We start from the raw sequence: 18,432 nt of genomic DNA on the forward strand, positions 1-18,432 counted from the left end.
GCGTCATCCGCCACAGTAGGAGCCCGCTTGCGGGCGACGTGACATGCCAAGAGACCTTTTTGTCTGTCCAGCCCGCGCCCGCAAATCGCCCGCAAGCGGGCTCCTACGTCAAAATGCAGCAGGCGCCAATTCGCGGCATCGGAGCCTGAAACCGTTCGTGGTTCGATCCTTCGGCTGCGCTCAGGACTTACCACGAACGGCTTCAGGAAGGTCCGAACCACCTCAGGAAGGCCCGAATGGCTTCAGGAGCGATCCGATCATCGCCTAAAAATCGGCGCTCATCAGACTTGCCAGCCCAGAAACCTCAATGCCCGCCGCGCTCACATCCTCGGCGGAGACATTGAAGTAAACATCGGTCATTTCGACCGCCTGACCGCTGGCGAGCAACGCACTGCCGCGTTCCAGCAACAGGTTACCCTGGGCATCCAGGAACGGCAGTTCGGTAAAGCCGGTCTTCAGGCTCGACACGCCGGCTTCCGCCAAAGTCAGCAGTTCGCCGTCGTCGGTCTGGTGATTGCCGTTGATATCCTGCCAGACTTTCAGGCTGGCAAAACCCGCGTCGCTGGAATCGACCACGCTATCGCCATTGATGTCAAAACCCTTGAGCTTGGCGAAGCCGTCGCCCTTCTCAAGACCGCCGAACAACTCGGAAATGTCGTCGATCCGGCCATTGCCGTTGCTGTCGATGGCCAGGAAGCCGTCTTCGCCGGAGAGCCAGCCTGACCGGATGGCCGCGCCATTGCCCAGCAGATCGAAGGTTGCGACCGAGTCGGTACGGGCCAGAGTCTTGATCCCGTCGTTGTTCAAGTCGATCGCGATCGGCGTGATGCCGGCATCCCAGGTCATGTCATTTTCGCCGGATTCCAAGGTGATCGTGCCGGTGCTCGTCACGTTCGTCTTCGACACGGCATTGCCGGTCACGTCAGAGTCAATCGTGTCCTTGGAATTGCTGTAGGCATCCTTCACCGCCCACTTCCAATTGCTCATGTTGTTCCAAGTGTTGTAGTTGTAGTGCCAAACATTCGCCTTGTCGAAGGTCAGCTTGTAATCGCCCGGATCGAGGTCGCTGAAGAGATAGTTGCCGCTGCTGTTGGTGGTCGTGGTCTGCGTGGTATCGTCCGCATTGCCGAACACACCATCCGAGCCCGCGCCGGTCAGCGTGACCTTGATATTTTTGATGCCCGGCTCGCTCGCATCCTGGATGTTGTTGTGGTTCATGTCGTCCCACACCTTGTCGCCCAGGCTGGCCTTCTTGTACAGGCCCGCGTCAACCGTGGTGTTGGCCTCTCCGGTGGCTAGCGTGACGATCTGGCTCTTGCCGGTCGAACGGTCGGCGTCGGAATCCTTCGCATCGTCGCTGCCCGCGTTCTGCTTGGTCAGGACATAGCCACTGCCCGCCGTGGTCGCATCGAAGGTCACCTGATATTTGCCCGCCGTCAGACTCGTGAACGCATAGTTGCCGGAGGCATCCGTCGTCGTGCTCGCCGCGATGTCGTCCGCCGTGCCGAATGCGCCATCCGCGCCCGCGCCCTTTAAGTTGACCGTGACGCCCGCCACGCCAGTCGTCTCGTCGCTGTCCTGTTTCCCGTCGCCATCCTTGTCGAGCCAGACACGGTCGCCCAGACTCGCCGTGGCAGCCGGTGGAACCGGCGTCGAGATGCGGATGCCCGCGTCGACCGTCAGGTTCGTTTGACCCGCCGTCAAAGTGTACAGCGAGGTTTCGCCGTTGCTGCCGACATCGCTGTCCTTTGCATCGTCCACGCCCGCATTCTGGCTCGTGGCGACATAACCGTTCGGCGCGACCACCTTCACCGAGTAGCTGCCCGGCGCGACATCGAAGCCATAATTACCGCTGGCGTCGGTCGTCGTCGTCCCGATCACTGTCCCGCTGGCATCCTTCAACTGCACAACGACATTGGCAACGCCGGCTTCGCCCTGGTCCTGTAAGCCGTTGCCATTATCGTCCTGCCAGACAAGGTCGCCGAGATGCGCCGGCTCGGACGCGCAGACTGGCGTACTGCCCTGAGTCGCGACCTTCAGCTTCTGGATCTTGAAGTAATCCTCCGGCGAGGTATCGGTCGTATCCGCCGCGATCACAATGACATTGCCAGCCACGTTGCCCGCGTTCAAATCCGCCCAGCGGGCCGAACTGGAGGTGGTGGTATTGACCTCGGTGAAGCCCATGCCGCTTAGAGTTGCACTATTGAGGGTGAGATGGTTCGAGTAGGGATTGGCGAAGCTGCCGATCCACACCTGTACATCGCTGTCGCCGGACACATAACCTAGATAAGTCTTGTCCAGCACGACCGTCTGATTGAATTCGAGCAGGACATAATTGTCCCGACCACCCGTGTTATCGACCGTGTGAGAATTGCCCGAACCGCTTCCCTCGCCACTGTCGGTGACGCCCAGACCGCCAGTGTAACTGCCCAGATAGGCTGCGGCCCAGGTGCCTCCGCTGTTCGTTTCGCTGAAGGCGCTGGCCTTGACCGAAAGACCCGAAGCGTCGTTGTAGGTGCGGATATTGCCGTCGGAGCCGTCGGTGGAACTGCTGCCGCTAAAGTCGAAGGTCACGATCTGCCCGGCGGTGGTCGTCGCGGTTTGGAACAATCCCGCATCCCAACTCAGATCGTTTTCGCCCGCGACCAGTTCGGTCTGCACGCTCAAGCCGCTGGCATTGACATCGCTGTCTTTTGTATCGTCAGCGCCCTGATTCTGAGCGGTGAACTGATAACCGATCGGCGCGACCACGGCGATCGAGTAGGTGCCCGCCTCCAGATCCGAGAACAGATAGTCGCCGTTGGCGTCGGTGACATCGGTCATCGCCACCTGACCGCTCGCGTCCAGCAAGTTGACAGTGATCCCGGCAACTCCATTTTCGGTGCCATCCTGAATGCCGTTCGCGTTGCAGTCGCTCCAGACGCGGTCGCCGAGCGAGGCTTTGCCGATGGGCGGGGTGAGTTCGCCGAAGTTGTTGTTGCGGCTGTCGTCGCCGGCGGCCAGCACGATGCCGGCGATGAGGTCGTTGGTCGCGACGCTGCCGCCCGTGGTGCCAGCGGTGTCCTTGCCGTCGTCGTAGCCGTCCGGCTGGGTTTCGCGCACGCTGTAGGCGCCGGCGGCCAAGTCGGTGAAGGCGTAGTAGCCGTCAGCGTCGGTGGTAGCGGTGTCGATCACGTCGCCGCTGGCGTCGAGCAATTCCAGGGTGACGCCCTGAAGCGGCGCTTCGCCCGTCTCGAAGAGGCCGTTGTCGCGACCGGCGGCACTTTCGTCCACGTAGACGTAGCCGGACAGTTGCGCCGGGATGGGCGGCAGGGCGAGTTCGCCGAAGTTGTTGTTGCGGCTGTCGTCGCCGGCGGCCAGCACGATGCCGGCGATGAGGTCATTGGTTGTGGTGCTGCCGCCCGTGGTGCCAGCGGTGTCCTTGCCGTCGTCGTAGCCGTCCGGCTGGCGTTCGCGCACGCTGTAGGTGCCGGCGGCGAGGTCGGTGAAGGCGTAGTAGCCAGTGGCGTCGGTGACGGTGGTGTCGATCACGTCGCCGCTGGCGTCGAGCAATTCCAGGGTGACGCCCTGAAGCGGCGCTTCGCCCGTCTCGAAGAGGCCGTTGTCGCGACCGGCGGCGCTTTCGTCGAGGTAGACGTAGCCGGACAGTTGTGCCGGGACGACCGGCGGGGTGAGTTCGCCGAAGTTGTTGTTGCGGCTGTCGTCGCCGGCGGCCAGCACGATCCCGGCGATGAGCTCATTGGTCGCGACGCTGCCGCCCGTGGTGCCGGCGGTGTCCTTGCCGTCGTCGTAGCCGTCCGGCTGGCGTTCGCGCACGCTGTAGGTGCCGGCGGCGAGGTCGGTGAAGGCGTAGTAGCCAGTGGCGTCGGTGACGGTGGTGTCGATCACGTCGCCGCTGGCGTCGAGCAATTCCAGGGTGACGCCTTGAAGCGGCGCTTCGCCCGTCTCGAAGAGCCCGTTGTCGCGACCGGCGACGCTTTCGTCCACGTAGACGTAGCCGGACAGTTGCGCCGGGGCGGGCGGCGGGGTGAGTTCGCCGAAGTTGTTGTTGCGGCTGTCGTCGCCGGCGGCCAGCACGATGCCGGCGATGCGGTCGTTGGTGACGGTGCCGCCGAGCGTGCCGGCGGTGTCTTTGCCGTCGTCGTAGCCGTCCGGCTGGAGTTCGCGCACGCTGTAGGTGCCGGCGGCGAGGTCGGTGAAGGCGTAGTAGCCAGTGGCGTCGGTGACGGTGGTGTCGATCACGTCGCCGCTGGCGTCGAGCAGTTCCAGGGTGACGCCCTGAATCGGCGCTTCGCCCGCCTCGAAGAGCCCGTTGTCGCGACCGGCGGCGCTTTCGTCCACGTAGACGTAGCCGGACAGTTGCGCGGGCTCGGGCGGCGGGGTGAGTTCGCCGAAGTTGTTGTTGCGGCTGTCGTCGCCGGCGGCCAGCACGATGTCGGCGATGCGGTCGTTGGTGACGGTGCCGCCAAGCGTGCCGGCGGTGTCTTTGCCGTCGTCGTAGCCGGCGGGCTGGAGTTCGCGCACGCTGTAGGTGCCGGCGGCGAGGTCGACAAATTCGTAGTAGCCGCTGGCGTCGGTGGTGGCGGTGTCGATCACGGTGCCGGCGGCGTCGAGCAGTTCCAGGGTGACGCCGCTAATCGGCGCTTCGCCCGTCTCGAAGAGGCCGTTGTTGCGTCCGCCGGTGCTTTCGTCCAGGTAGACGTAGCCGCTGATGCCCGCATCAGGCTCGATATGGATATTTCTCTCGGTAATCCCAGCATCGATCGTTTGATTGGATTCGCCAGAGGAAAGGGTGACGACCTGGCTGAAACCCGTCACCCCGTTCGCGTCGCTATCGGTAGCGTCGGTTGCGGCTGAGGCATCCTGGGTGGTTAGGAAGTGGCCAAGAGGGGCGATAAACTTGACTTGATAGTCGCCCGGCTTGAGACCGGCGAACTGGTAATAGCCTTGCTCGACAGCGGCGGTGCTGTGGTCATCGCCAGTGCGGGTGCTGCTGATTAAGGTGCCGTTGCCGTCGTAGAGTTCGACGATCACGTTGTCTACGCCCGTCTCGCCAGCGTCCTGGATGCCGTTTTCATTGGCGTCCAGCCAAACATAATTGCCAAGTTTAGCGTTTTGGAACTGCGTAATGAGCGGTTGAATATTACCAGCGGGATCGATCACCATCGTGAAAAACGTGTTTGAAGGCAATCCATCGTTACCGCTAGAAATCGCGGATTGTGCAGCCGCAATTAAAAAACCAACGTCGGCAGAATCAACAACGTTGCGATTATTGTCCGTTAAAAAATTTTGATCGCTTTGCGCAATCTGCGCATCGCTGAAACCAAGCAATTTCCAAATCGCAGTCTGAATCTCTCCATAGTTGTATTGTCCAGCGAACTTGAGATCAGCAGTAAAATTCTGTGTCAATAGCCAATTAATCTGATCAACTTGATCCTGTGTTAATGAACTTAAGCCAGCTAGCGCGAAAGATGACGGCGTGTTTGCGGCAAGATTTTGCGCTGAATAACTCGAGGGCGAGACGAGAATCGTCGCGGTGGGATTGAGGCAGTAAGCATCATAAATGCCATTAGAAATAGAGGGATCTGTGCTATTCGTAACAATCATGTCAAAATAGCTTGGATTATTAAGATCGGGTTGCTGGCCATAAGCCGTACCCGCAGTATTCGTAGCTGAAGATGTGACTCGAATGGTGAACGTGCTCATGGCATTCATCCTAAATAGTTAATTACAAGCTTGCATTGAATTTTGAGTCTGACCAGAAATCGAAATAAATAAGCCAGAAAATACGTTAAAATACGCAACATCAGAGTTGCCGGAGTGTCCTAAATAAATATTTAGTAGCCCCCATTCTTCACAGTGGGCTCTAGGGCTTAAATCCGTATTTGGTAAAAAGCAGCGTCAACGGGAAAATTATGTAGATTGCGACACTATCGTCATTTTTACTAACCCCCCCTCCACATAAGAGAGGGGATCACATCTTGTTCAAATGTCGCCTTATTTTTTAACGCGACGTGAAACAAAGAGTGCCAGTGCTCCAATGCCAAGTAACGCAAGCGACTCCGGCTCGGGAACTGGGTTGAGCCCACCAGCAGCAAACACAGGCGCAGTAGCAACGGAAAGCAGCATGAGAGCAACAAATTGACGCATCGTCTTTACCTTCTAAAGTTCAGGTGATTGTGGGGTGTTAACAAGAAGGGCAAAATTCATGATTTACCCTTGCGATCATGCTTCAGCAACGACTGTGCCAAGCATTTCCAAGCATTGAAAATGCTAAGTAAAATCTATCGATCTTGCGATTCTTCGATTTTCTGTCACCCAAGTGTAAAATTATCCGACAGCATCACGTAAACATCGGGGCTATAGCCACTCGATTTCCGCTCAAGAAACCATTAAATTTAATTTTTGATCAATCACTTAAATTCGATTTTCGGATCAAAACACAAGTGTAAAAAATTCCGACATTTTTTTGTCGACAACGCCGACTCTCAGACAGCATCAGGCAGACACTCCTCGCTGGCTCGGAGAGCCCGAGATCGGGGCGACGCCAAGGACCGAGATCGCGAAAGGCTCGAACGCGCGATAATAAAATCAAGAATTCAAATACCTTACAGTCGATCAAACGACAACGGAGGGAATCGGAAGAGGCGGTCCGCGCCCCAACAAGACATCCGCTTTACCCCCGCATCCAGGCGTGACGCAAAGTTGTAAATAAAGCTGACACTGCTGTGCTGGATACGACTTCCCATCACCTCTTCCCATCACCTGTTTCCCTGCGCTTCGGATCGCTCGCCCACGCGAGATTTTACTGAACTTGGGAGAAACGGAGGGTGAGGGCAAGACGTTGCGCCAGATGCGCTCGCGGCGTATCGTTTCGACCTTTGCGGCCATTTCGCGCGATTTCGTCAGGATGCGCGCGCCAAACCGCTAGGGATTGTTCACGCACATGATTCACAAGATCGAGGTTGAGGCATCTGCCTGTATTGGCTGCGGTACTTGCTGGGTGGCCTGCCCCCAAGCCTTCAAGGAACAGGATATTGGCGACGATCTCAAGGCGCTTCCGACTGGCGATCTCGGGGATCAATTAATGATGCGCTCGGCGGCCGAAGGCTGTCCGACCCTTGCGATTCGGCTGTTCGACGAGTCCGGGAAGATGATTTATCCGACCGAGGCTGCAATCGCGGACCTTGATGCGGCGAGTCGCTGGTAGCTCTCGCAGCGACGCCAGGTGCGGCGGGATCAGCGTGAACGCACTGGGGAAATCGTCGCGCTGGAGACGGTTCAGGGTTTTGCGGACGTGCCGTGCCCGGTATTCAGGATTTCGCCTCTCTAACTCCGCCATGTGTGATGTCTGTCACACTTTGTCATGTGATGTCGGTCACATTATGCCGTCCCTGGAAGCTTCAATCCCACCTGCGCGATCCGGTCGTCCCGCACCTGCCGCACCACCAATTCCACGCTCCCCAGTTGCAACCGATCGCCGACGACCGGATGCGCGTTGAGCCCACGACGAATCAGTTCATCGAGCGTGAGTCGACGCTCGCTGTCGGCCAGACAGATCCCGTAAGCCGTGCACAGATCGCCCACGCGGGCATCGCCATTGAGGACGAACTCGCCAAAAAAGGCGAGATCGGAAAGACGCGCCGGGGCCGGGCTCGCGACGAACAAGCGATCGAGAGTCGGCAGGTCGGCCGGATCCGCCATCAGATAAAGATAGTCGCCCGGACGCGGGTCGAGCGGTTCCAACTGCTCCAGCAAATGTCGGTCGCGCAGAATCGCCACCACCCGCGCGCCCCTGGGCAGGGTCAAGCCAGCCCGCTTCTCGATGACCGCTGGCGAATTCTCCGCCAGACGATAGCCGACCAGTTCCAGTTCCTGCTGACCGGGGATGTCAAGTTCCACCCGCTGCACCACCTGGGTGGTCGGCGGAATCTCCAGCTTCAGCAACCGCGCCAGCGATGACAGCGTCCAGCCCTGGATCAGCAGCGATAACAGGACCACGAAGAACACGATATTGAAGTACATCTGGGCCTGCTCCAGACCCGCCAGCAGCGGGAAGAGCGCCAGGATGATGGGCACCGCCCCGCGCAGACCCACCCAACCGATGAACACCTGCTCGCGCCAGGGAAAGCGAAACGGCAGCAGACAGAGCCAGACCGCCAGCGGTCGCGCCAGCAGGATCAGCACCGCCGCGAACAGCAGCGCATCCAGCGCCACCGGCAAAAATTCCGAGGGGGTGACGAGCAGTCCCAACATCAGGAACATGCCGATCTGCGCCAGACTGGCGATCCCGTCGTGGAAACGCTTGATGTCAAGACGAGACTGGAGCGGACGGTTGCCGACCACCAATCCGGCCAGATAAATGGCCAGAAAGCCGCTGCCATCAATGACCGCGGCGCTCCCGAAGAGGCTCAGGCCGCCCGCCAGGACCGCGAGCGGGTAGAGCCCCGGCGACATCGTCAGTCGGTTGACCAGCCACACCAGACCGAAGCCGCCGGCCAGACCGATCAAGGCGCCCAGCCCCATCTGACGGACAAACTCGGTCAGCAGCGCCAGCCCTGGATTGCTCTGAGGATTGAGGATCAGCTCGATCAGCGCGATGGTCAGGAAGACCGCCATGGGATCGTTGCTGCCGGACTCGATCTCCAGCGTCGCGCCCACGCGCTGCTTCAACTCCAAGCCCCTGGAACGGAGCAGCGAAAACACCGCCGCGGCATCGGTGGAACCCACGATGGCGCCGAGCAGCAGCCCCTCAAGCCAGCCCAGGCCCAGCCACCAGACGGCGAACGCCCCGGTGATCAGGGTGGTGATCAGAACGCCGATGGTCGCCAGCCCGAGCGCCGGTTTGAGTCCGACCCGGAAATTTCGATAGGGGGTCGCCAGACCGCCATCGAACAGGATGACGGCCAGCGCCAGGCTGCCGAACAGGTGCGCCGCCTGCACGTCGTCGAACTCGATGCCGCCGGGGCCGTCCTCGCCGAGCAGCATACCGATGACCAGGAACACCAGCAGCAGGGGCGCACCCAACCGGCTGCTCAAGGCGCCGGCCAGGACACTGGCGAACAGCACGACCGAGACGATCAGGATGATTTGATTGGTGAGGTCCATGCAGACACCGGGGTTCGCGTCAGACGCGGGCTACCCGGCTTCAGGGCAGAAACGAACAGCAATAATCCGTCAACGACCGTACCCTGACGCGGAACTTGGCATTGGCGGGCACCTCGAAGGATTCGCCCCCCTGAATCTGACGCCAGTGTTCCTCGTCGGGGAGCAGGACTTCCAGTTCTCCGCTCATGATTTCCATCAGCTCCCGCGCCTGGGTGCCGAACTCGAATTCGCCGGGCTGCATGATTCCAAGGGTTTTGATGCGCCCGTCGGGGAACGTCAGGGTGCGACTGGTCACCAGACCATCGAAATAACAATTCGCTTTTTTGGTCACGGCGACATTGGTGAATTCAGACATAACGACGTCTCTGGAGATGAATGGGGTTAAGGTGATTTCTGAAAAAACTTTAGCGATGTTCCGTTCGTCCTGAGTTTATCGAAGACGCACGGGAAATCCTCGGACTCGAAGCGTGAAGCCGTTCGTGGTTCGAGCGCCTCGCCACGAACGGCTTCAGGCACGATGAATGGTATGAGCTTTTGTAGAAATCACCTAACCCGAATGATTTATCAAAACGGGCGCTGCAGCGTTTGCGCGCGGCTAGACCCAGGCGCAACAGGCAAGCGTCGGCCAACCGGCCTGCCGGCCGAATCGCCGCTGAATCCGACAGCGATCATCAGAGAAGCGAAACCCATCGTTCCCCACGCCGAGATGTCAGAATTGCGCAAAAAAAAACGCCCCGGTTTTCCGAGAACGTTCAGTGATGATATCCAGGTCCGTGGAATGATGGGTTTCGTGACCGATCCGCGTCGGCACCAATGAATCAATGTCGTGCCCTAGTCGCTCTCACCCATCCTCGCTACTGGTCACTCCCTCGGATGTATTCCAAGTATCATGTTGGCAACGCGGTCTCGGAATATATACCGATCGGCGATCAGATCCTCGGTTGCGTTGAATCCATCTCGACCGCGGATTTCACCTTTCATCAACACGTAACGACAGCAGCACCACACGAAATCAATTCCACCGTGCTGAACAATAGCGGTTCTAACCACATCGTCTAGTAAAATAAAGAGCTGGCTCAGATTGACCCTCATGCCTGGAGGGAGCAGCAGCAATCGCGTAACTGGATTCGGGTTCGCAATATGGTGGTTAGTAAAGTCCGTCCTAATAGCGTTTTCGGCGGCCACAAAGCCGATCTGGGTCATATTCGGCACTTGTTTATATTCGCCGATTACATTCTCAGGCTCTCCTCCGTAGGTTCCATCGACAACCTGATACGCAGCATTTGTCAGCAGGGTTTTTGCGTGATGGGTATAAAAAGCGACGGAACAACCTCTTGGCACTTGAGTAAAACCGTTTTCCGGATCCCACTCGCCGTGCCCAGCTAAAAAAACAGTCAGACTCATAGATACCTCTATTCTGGATCAAATTGAAATACCAAGACGCCGAGAATGTCTGAAATCACTCAAACCCATACCTAAACTCCCCCTCCCACACACTCACATGCACCCGCTTTATCGGCATCCCTTCCATCATCCTGATCAGGAATTCTTCACTGATCCTAGGCAGAACGGTATTGGTTAAAATGGTATCGATCATCCGCCCGCCACTCTCCAATTCCGTGCATCGCGATGCAATAAGCTTAATCACCTCTTCGTCATAAGTGAAGGGTACCTTGTGATTTTCTTGCACCCTTTTGGCGATGCGTCCCAACTGCAACCGCGCGATCGCTCCGATCATCTCGTCACTGAGCGGATAATAAGGAATGGTCACCAGCCGCCCCAACAGCGCCGGCGGAAACACTTTCAATAACGGCTCGCGCAACGCCTTCGCGATCCCTTCCGGATCCGGCATCAGGTCCGGATCGGCGCACAGCCGGGTGATCAATTCGGTCCCGGCATTGGTGGTCAGCAGGATGAGCGTATTCTTGAAATCGATCACCCGCCCCTCGCCATCCTCCATCCAACCTTTGTCGAAGACCTGGAAGAAAATCTCGTGTACATCGGGATGCGCTTTTTCCACCTCGTCCAAAAGCACCACCGAATAGGGCCGACGGCGCACCGCCTCGGTGAGCACGCCGCCCTCGCCATAGCCGACATAGCCGGGCGGTGCGCCCTTGAGGGTGGAGACGGTATGCGCCTCCTGATACTCGCTCATGTTGATGGTGATGACGTTCTGCTCGCCGCCATAGAGCACCTCGGCGAGCGCGAGCGCGGTTTCGGTCTTGCCGACGCCGGAGGTGCCGGCGAGCAGGAAGACGCCGATGGGTTTGTTGGGATTGTCTAGCCTGGCGCGCGAGGTCTGGATGCGCCGCGCGATCATGTCGAGCGCGTGGCGCTGGCCGATGATGCGCTGCTCCAGGGTATCGGCAAGTTTTAGAATGGATTCCAGTTCGTTCTTGACCATGCGCCCGACCGGGATGCCAGTCCAACCCTCGACAACGGCGGCGACTGCCTGATGATCGACGGTGGGCAGGATGAGCGGGCGGTCGCCCTGCATGGCGTGGAGTTGGCTTTGCAGGTCTTTCAGTTCGGCGAGTCGCGTCGCGCGTTCGGGATCGCTGGGGGTGTTCGCCACGGTCGCTGGCGTTGGTTCGGCGTCCGTGGCGGGCGGGACGCCCGCGCTCCCAGGGGGGGCATCGGGAGACGCCTCGACCGTGCTACCGATTCCGCGCAGTTGAGCGCGCAGGGCGAGGATCTTCTCCACCAGCGCCTTTTCCTGCTCCCAGCGTCCCTCGACCTCGGCCAGACGCGCCTGCTCTCCGGTCAGTTTTTCCGCCGCCGCCGACTCGCGCTCGGCGGTCTCGATGCCGACCGCGGTCTCGCGCCGGATGATGGCCAGTTCGTTCTCCAGCGCGGCGATGCGCTTGCGGCAGTCGTCGACCTCGGGCGGGACGGCGTGCTGACTGATGGCGACGCGGGCGCAGGCGGTGTCGAGCAGGCTGACCGATTTGTCGGGGAGTTGGCGCGCGGGGATGTAGCGGTGCGACAGTTTGACTGATGCCTCCAGCGCCTCGTCCAGCACCTGCACCCGATGGTGCTTCTCCATGGTCGAGGCGACGCCGCGCATCATGAGGATGGCCTTGTCCTCGCTCGGCTCGCCGATCTGCACGACCTGGAAGCGACGGGTCAGCGCCGGATCTTTTTCGATGTGTTTCTTATATTCGGCCCAGGTGGTGGCGGCGACCGTGCGCAGCGTCCCGCGCGCGAGCGCCGGCTTGAGCAAATTGGCCGCGTCGCCGGTGCCGGCCGCGCCGCCCGCGCCGACCAGGGTGTGGGCCTCGTCGATGAAGAGGATGATGGGTTTCTGCGACGCCTGCACTTCTTCGATGACCGAGCGCAGACGTTGCTCGAACTCGCCCTTCATGCTGGCGCCGGCTTGCAACAGTCCAACGTCGAGCGCGCGCAGGGTGACATCCTTGAGCGGCGGCGGGACATCGCCAGCCACGATCTTGAGCGCGAAGCCTTCGACCACGGCGGTCTTGCCCACGCCGGCCTCGCCGGTCAGGAGCGGGTTGTTCTGACGCCGGCGCATGAGGATGTCGACGATCTGGCGGATCTCGGCGTCACGCCCGACGATGGGATCGAGCTTGCCGGTGCGCGCCTGTTCGGTCAGATCCACGGTGAAGCGCTGGAGCGCCTCCTGCTTGCCCATCGCGGCGGGAGCGATGGCACCGCTGGCCTCGCCGGGCGCTGCGCCGCCGCCCATCTGGCTGCCGTCCTGCGCGCCCATGGCGTCCTCGGGCGAACCGCCGACGATCTCGCCGAAGCGCTCGATGAGCGTCTCGATCTTGACCTTGTCGAATTCCTTGGAGATGGCGGGCAGGGCGTTGCGCAACCCCTGGGTCTTGAGGATGCCGACGATCAGATGACCGGTGCGGATCTGGGATTCCTTGAACATCAGCGAGCCATAGACCCAGCCGCGTTCGACGGCCTCCTCGACATGGGCCGAGAGATCGGAGATCGAGGTGGAACCGCCGGGGAGACGGTCGAGCGATTCGGTGATGTCGCGGGCAAGCCGCGCGGGTTCGAGGTTGAATTGCTTGACGATGCGGTGCAGATCGGAGTCCGGCAGTTGCAGAATCTGGTGAATCCAGTGCACCAGTTCCACATAGGGATTGCCGCGCAGCTTGCAGAAGACGGTGGCGCTTTCGATGGCTTTGTAACCGAGCCGGTTAAGCTTGCCGAAGAGGGCGACGCGGCTGATGTCGGGCATGACGCGAGTTCTCCAATAGGTTCAGTGAAATGATGGGTTTCGCTACGCTCTACCCATCCTACGGCACACTGCCATTAAGTTAAGGATTTTCCGTTCGCCCTGAGTCCTGAGCTTGCCGAAGGGTCGAAGGGCGGGCGGAAAATCCTAAGCCTCTGAGCGTAAAGCCGTTCATGGTTCGACAAGCTCACCACGAACGGCTTAACTGAATGGCAGTGATCCTACGGCACGGTAAAGCGCAGTGGCTGAAGCTTCAGGTTCGCCGGGTCTTGATCCGGTGTGCGGCTGGTCAGCCAGGTGGTCCAGCCAAGCTGTCCCTGTCCCCCGAGTTGGATCGGCGGCGTTTCCTCGCGGCGCAGGACGAGGTTGAGATCCCAGTCGAGTTCGTCGCCCAGATAGTTGCGCACGACGGCCACCAGTCGCGGCAGGCTGTCGCCGCCCGGCAACAGGCGGCGATACTCGTCGAGTGCGAGCGGACCGAGACGGATGCGAAATTTGTACTGGCGGTCCCAGATGCGGGGACCGACGATGGCGGTGAGTCCCAGACAGCCGGTCTCGCGCGAGGCGCCGAGGCGCCATTGGGATTCGGGCGGCAGGTAGAGCCAATGCCCGACAAACTCCTCGATGCGCGCCGGCAGCCGGAAGAAGTCGGTCAGGATCGCGGCCAGTCCGTCGGGGTGCCGGGTCTGCGCGGTCAGGTGGCCAGCGTAGTGGAGCTTGGCGAGATCCGGCATGGCGTCGCGCGCACGGAACGCAGGCATGCCCTGACCGAAGAACGCGGCCAGATAGACGCCGAAGCGGTCGGTCTCGGGACGGTCGAAGCTCACCGTAGGACGGGCGTTGGCCCAGGCGCGGTAGAACAGCGCCAAGACGCGATGATGGAAGATGTCGGCGAAGCGCGCGAAGGTCGGGTCGCCGGCGTTGCGCTGACGGTCGCGGGCGTATTCGCTCAGATGCAGCGGCAGCGGACCATTGGGGCCGAAGAGCCCGAGAAAATAGACCGACAGCCGTGGCGGGTCACTGTCCGTGCCTGGCTGAAAGGCCGCGAGCGTGGACGGGGCGAAGCTGAGCGACGACTGTTGCGCGAGCCGGATCGGCTCTTGTGTCGGCCGCGCGGTCTGACCGAGCCGGGGACGCTCGCGGTAGGCGCATTCCAGTTGGCGCATCGCCTGGAAGAAGCCGAACCCATAGGGGGCGGCTTCCAGCGCGCGCAGCAGAGCTAACTGGTGTGACGTCGTCCGATTCTCGCCGGCCATCGCATTACCTCGCCGTGATCGGGGGTCGTGACGATCGTTTCGGTAAAGGAATTGATCGAGACATATTTCGCGAAAAACTGCTCCAAGACGGCCCCCAGCAGAAAGACGCCACTGCCCTCGAAGGCCGCGGGATCGAGGGTCAGGGTAATTTGAAGTCCGCGGGCGAAGGCGACGCGTTCGGGACGGGCGCCGGGTGCCGCCGAGGCGGGCGGCAGACGCCGGGTGACGGGCACCGTTCGCACCGAGCGCACGCCATCCACCTGACCACGGATCGCGGCATCGCTGACGTCGCTGTAGAGGGTCAGAAGCTCGCGTAGCGCGTTGGCGCCCTGTTCGCTATCCCGGTCGCAGAGCGACAGATAATTCAGCGAGAGATGGCTGATGAGCCGCCAGGCGCTGTCGCCTCGTGGAAAGGACGGACGCGGCTTGGTCGGTCCGGCGACGCAGCGTACCGACTGCACCGGCGCGCTGAGAGCCAGGGTGAAATCGGTGTCGCCCTTGCCGATGGGCAAGAGCAGCGGCAGGTCGCGATTGGTGCAGAGCGTGCCCACCGCCAATTGCCGCAGGTTGTGCCGGTAGGGCGCCTCGTCCGCGTCCACCAGGCTGATGAAAAGCTCGCCGCCAAGATAACTGGAGCGCGGTCCGCGCTGGCGTTGCTGCTCGGAAGGCACGCGCGGCATGCGTTGGATCGTGTAATAGGCCCGATGCGCGCGTCCGCCGACCAGGTCATGCGAGGTGTAGAAGGGCAGGAATTCCTGCTCGGGTTCGCTGTGGGTGCCAATGCCGACAACGTCCGTGACGCTGAAGACCTCCAGGTCCAACGGCATGGTCCGATCCGGAACGACATGATGCTCGTGACTCTGGTTGCTCAGATGAATCCGGTCGGCCCGCTTGGGGAAGAGGTTGATCGCGGGGGTGCAATGGAGCGCGAAATAGGAGGCGTCAAAGGCGTCTTCGGCGAAGACCCCGCCCTGATCGAGCAGGACGACGAGATCCAGTTCGGTCTCGTGGCAGCGGCGTATCGACGGCTGGAGTCCGCTGAACTCGACGAACAGATAACGCTCTGGAAAGGCGAAGTATTCCTGCAATAACCGGTAGCCCTGAAAGGACTGGGGACCGTAGGGCAGCAAGGCTTCGGCGTCGTCGAAACCGACGCGCCGGATGCAGTCCGCGTTGAGCCGGTTCTGCCAGGGAGCGGGATGCGTGCCCGGTCTGACCACGACCGCGAGTGCGTGGCCAAGCAGTTGCTCGTACAGACGCATCCGCAACCCGTCGCCGCCGCGCAGAAAAAGGCGAAGACGGTCGAGCGGCAGTTGGTCGAAGGTCAGTTCGGGCGCGATTCGCAGCCGGAAACGGATACCCGCCTTGACGCCCTTCACGCTCTCGGCGTTCACGGCCAGCGCTGCGGCGAGCGACAGCGGCCTGGCCTCGATCAGTTCGATGGGCCAGAGGGTGACATCGGCGGCGGTGCGATACTCGCAGGCGGTTCGCTCGCCCTTGCCGAGAAGACTGCGCAGGCTGCTGCCGCGCGGGATCGTGAAACCGCTTGCAAGATCGCTTCCCTTGGTCGCGTCGGGCTGACACTGGACCACCGCCATCGAGGGCGTCGGGGCCAGATAATGCGGATAAACCATCTCCAGCAGGTGCTGGGTGAAGTTGGGGAACTCGGCGTCCAGCTTCAGTTGGACCCGCGCCGTCAGGAAGGCGAAGCCCTCCAGCAGGCGTTCGACATAGGGATCGGCGCACTCGAAACCATCCAGACCGATCCGGCCGGCGATCTTGGGATAGTCGCGGGCGAACTCGGCGCCCATCTCGCGGATGAACTGGAGTTCGCGGTTGTAATAGCGGAGAAAATCGGGATCCATGTCAGCCGCCAGGCCCGGACTGCTCGACGATCCTGACCTCGCCGAGTTCGAGATCCAGTTCGGTCTTGAGGTAGATTCGCAAGGGCACCGGCTGCGCCCAGAGGTCGCCCTCGATATCGAAGGTGAGCGTGTTGTGGCTCATGCGCTCGCTATCCAAGCGGGCGGAGACGCGCACCGTCTGGCGCAGAATACGGGGCTCGAAGTCCCAGATCGCCTGGCGAACCGCGCGCTCGATCTGGACCGCGTCCACCCCGGAGGCGGTGAGTCCGGTGATGTCCGGGATTCCGTAGTTGAGTACCGAGTGGGCCACGAAGGGGTATTCCGTCAGATCCTGAACGCTGTCGAGACGACCGCAGTTCAGCAGCCAGGTCAGATCGCGCAGGACGCTCGCGCGCAACTGACGCATGGAAAGGACGCGCTGCTCGCGCGACTCCTGCCGACGATCCGGCGCTTCGTCGGTCAGGCGGTCGAGGAGCGCCGGTTGCAGGCGCTCTTTTTGGGTCAGTTCAGCCACGCGCGGAACCGGCCGCGTCGGGCGCGTCCAGGTCGATGCGGCGCACATCCATCAGCGAAGAATCGCCGGCGTCCGTGGTCAGCATGCGCTGTCCCTGCCCCAGATAAAGACCGGGCGCGGGCTCCAGCCAGTCGGTCTTGCGCGCCAGACGGATCAGTTGATCCGGGTGCGACTCGGCGCCCGGATAGCGGGTCGGAATCAGGCCCACCGTTTCGCCGCCGTTGGCCCAGGTGAAATGCGCCGGCATCCACACCAGATCGCGCAGATCCTCGGGTTTTTCCACAGCGATGGAGCGGATGCACTGGAAGGGAATCCAGTAATAGCGACCGTTGACGATCGCCTCCAGGACCGGCCCCAGGCGCGCGTCGGCGTCCATGATCCAGTCGAATGGCGTGCCGTCGATAGCACCGGAGGTGGTCGGGGCCGCTTCCAGGGCCTGCTCGCGCACCGCGTTTGCCTGCTCGATCGCACCCTGCGCGATCAGGCGATGGGCCTCAAGCAGGAGGGCGACCCAGGCGTCGGGCCGACCGAAAATCAGCGGCGTCTGTCGACCTTCGAAGATTTTGCCGCGCAGCACCTCGCAGCGCAGGGCTTCGCGGTAGGTCTGGACCATGGCCAGGGTACTGGCGTCCAGTTCTCCGGCCACGCCGAGTTGGTTGAGCGCGCGCTCCCATTGCCCCATGAGGGCCAGGAGTTGAAAGAGAAAGACGCGATAGCTCGCGTTGGCGGGGTCTTTGCGCACCTGTTCCTGGAGCTGGCGTAGAGTCCCTTCCAGATCGCCTTCGCGCAAGCGGTCTTCGGCTAGCATGGGGTGATTCTCCCGAAGCCTGTTTCAACGATCCTGAAATGCTCCCGCGTCCGTGGCAAACCGCGGACACGAGAGGTCGCGCACTCGGGCATGCCGTACCCAAGGGTTATTTCTTGACGTTTTTCGCGATGTCCCAGCCGTACTTGATGGCTCCGCCGTCTGGACTGCCATCCTGTTTCTGCGGCTGGTAGTCGACATCGACCTCGGCAAAGTTCAGCGAGACATTCTCGGTCAGCAGATCCTGGCCGCCCGAGCCGCCGGTGCTGTAGGAGGTCACGATCACCTCGGTCATCTTGATCTTCAAATACTCCAGCGGGTTATCGCCGCCAGCCTTGCGCACGGTCAGCAGACCATCCTTGAACTGTTTGCCATTGGAGCAATACATCATCAGGACCGGAGAGGACTTGTCGATATATTTCGTGATCGACAGATCCTGAATCGAGACCTTACCGCCGCCGCCGCCGCCGCCGGTATGCATGGTGCCGGACTGGCTCATGCCCCAGGACCAGGCGAGGACGTCGATCTCCCCCTTGTGCTTGTCGTCCTGGGCCTCGCCCTTGACGCCTTCAAGCTTGAGAAACATATCAACAGCCATTTGCGAACTCCTCATGTCAGTCGATGAATGAACCGCGTACGCGTGTCTCGCGCGAGTACGCCAACCGCCTTACCGC

Annotated in this window: 12 protein-coding genes; 1 reads left to right on the forward strand and 11 read right to left on the reverse strand. The window is 61.1% G+C overall.

Going from position 1 to position 18,432, the window contains the following annotated elements; all coding sequences use genetic code 11:
* Nucleotides 1–264: 264 nt before the first annotated feature.
* Together THIVI_RS11005 and THIVI_RS26325 are read right to left on the reverse strand one after the other, a co-directional pair.
* Nucleotides 265–5,706: an SdrD B-like domain-containing protein gene (locus tag THIVI_RS11005; protein WP_014778671.1), complete on the reverse strand. Its 5,442-nt coding sequence runs from the start codon at nt 5,704–5,706 to the stop codon at nt 265–267.
* 291 nt (nt 5,707–5,997) lie between these two features.
* Entirely contained in the window at nt 5,998–6,150 is a 153-nt protein-coding gene (locus tag THIVI_RS26325) for a PEP-CTERM sorting domain-containing protein (protein WP_083845741.1), read from the reverse strand.
* Between the two features lie 796 nt (nt 6,151–6,946).
* On the opposite strand from THIVI_RS26325, the gene THIVI_RS11010 reads away from it, so the two are divergent.
* Entirely contained in the window at nt 6,947–7,210 is a 264-nt protein-coding gene (locus THIVI_RS11010; RefSeq protein WP_014778672.1) for a ferredoxin, read from the forward strand.
* Nucleotides 7,211–7,383: 173 nt separating this feature from the next.
* Here the strand turns inward: THIVI_RS11010 and THIVI_RS11015 are convergent, their stop codons facing one another.
* The 9 genes from THIVI_RS11015 to THIVI_RS11060 form a co-directional block, all read right to left on the reverse strand.
* Nucleotides 7,384–9,108 (reverse strand): potassium/proton antiporter, encoded by a 1,725-nt coding sequence (locus THIVI_RS11015; protein ID WP_014778673.1) that lies wholly within the window; start codon nt 9,106–9,108, stop codon nt 7,384–7,386.
* A 40-nt stretch (nt 9,109–9,148) separates the two neighbouring features.
* Nucleotides 9,149–9,463: a pyrimidine/purine nucleoside phosphorylase gene (ppnP, locus tag THIVI_RS11020; RefSeq protein WP_014778674.1), complete on the reverse strand. Its 315-nt coding sequence runs from the start codon at nt 9,461–9,463 to the stop codon at nt 9,149–9,151.
* Nucleotides 9,464–9,969: 506 nt separating this feature from the next.
* Entirely contained in the window at nt 9,970–10,512 is a 543-nt protein-coding gene (locus THIVI_RS24715; RefSeq protein ID WP_014778675.1) for a putative adhesin, read from the reverse strand.
* A 55-nt stretch (nt 10,513–10,567) separates the two neighbouring features.
* Nucleotides 10,568–13,321, reverse strand: a complete 2,754-nt coding sequence (tssH, locus tag THIVI_RS11035) for a type VI secretion system ATPase TssH (RefSeq protein ID WP_014778676.1) — start codon at nt 13,319–13,321, stop codon at nt 10,568–10,570.
* A 218-nt stretch (nt 13,322–13,539) separates the two neighbouring features.
* Nucleotides 13,540–14,574, reverse strand: coding sequence for a type VI secretion system baseplate subunit TssG (gene tssG / locus THIVI_RS11040; protein ID WP_014778677.1), 1,035 nt, complete (start codon nt 14,572–14,574; stop codon nt 13,540–13,542).
* Nucleotides 14,538–16,439 carry a type VI secretion system baseplate subunit TssF gene (gene tssF, locus THIVI_RS11045; RefSeq protein ID WP_014778678.1) on the reverse strand — a complete coding sequence of 634 codons (1,902 nt, stop codon included), beginning with the start codon at nt 16,437–16,439 and terminating at the stop codon, nt 14,538–14,540. The genes tssG and tssF overlap by 37 nt, the downstream gene beginning before the upstream one ends.
* A 1-nt stretch (nt 16,440) precedes the next feature.
* On the reverse strand, nt 16,441–16,953 hold the full coding sequence (tssE, locus tag THIVI_RS11050) for a type VI secretion system baseplate subunit TssE (protein ID WP_041447518.1): 513 nt from the start codon (nt 16,951–16,953) through the stop codon (nt 16,441–16,443).
* Nucleotides 16,946–17,761 carry a type VI secretion system accessory protein TagJ gene (locus THIVI_RS11055; protein ID WP_014778680.1) on the reverse strand — a complete coding sequence of 272 codons (816 nt, stop codon included), beginning with the start codon at nt 17,759–17,761 and terminating at the stop codon, nt 16,946–16,948. Before THIVI_RS11055 ends, tssE begins: the two co-directional genes overlap by 8 nt.
* Nucleotides 17,762–17,867: 106 nt before the next feature.
* Nucleotides 17,868–18,356 carry an Hcp family type VI secretion system effector gene (locus THIVI_RS11060; RefSeq protein ID WP_014778681.1) on the reverse strand — a complete coding sequence of 163 codons (489 nt, stop codon included), beginning with the start codon at nt 18,354–18,356 and terminating at the stop codon, nt 17,868–17,870.
* Nucleotides 18,357–18,432 lie beyond the last annotated feature (76 nt).

This window comes from Thiocystis violascens DSM 198, assembly GCF_000227745.2.
In the GTDB taxonomy this organism is placed as follows: Bacteria; Pseudomonadota; Gammaproteobacteria; order Chromatiales; family Chromatiaceae; genus Chromatium; species Chromatium violascens.